This window comes from Streptococcus phocae (assembly GCF_001302265.1).
Lineage (GTDB): Bacteria > Bacillota > Bacilli > Lactobacillales > Streptococcaceae > Streptococcus > Streptococcus phocae.
The window spans coordinates 1-243 of record NZ_LHQM01000090.1 but is presented as its reverse complement, the minus strand read 5'-3'; the positions used below and the strand labels follow the sequence as shown (position 1 = coordinate 243).

Below are 243 nucleotides of genomic sequence, written 5' to 3'. Positions count from 1 at the left end.
CTTTTGGGGGTCAGTACATATCGCTAGGGGGCTCTTTTTTATTTTATTGATAGTCCTCAAAAAAGTTCTGAGCACCGTCAGATTTTATTTTTTCAGCATTTCAATATCTGATAGTTTATGCTATAATATAAAAGTATCTGCCACCTTTAGTGTAATGGATATCACGTAAGATTCCGGTTCTTGAGATGGGGGTTCGATTCCCTCAAGGTGGATATAATAATAGAAAAAAACAAACTAGAAACC

Annotated in this window: 1 tRNA gene; it reads left to right on the top strand. The window is 35.4% G+C overall.

The annotated features are described in order from the left end of the window. Positions 1–140 precede the first annotated feature (140 nt). Positions 141–212, top strand: a tRNA-Arg gene (locus AKK44_RS08530). The last annotated feature ends 31 nt before the right edge of the window (positions 213–243 follow it).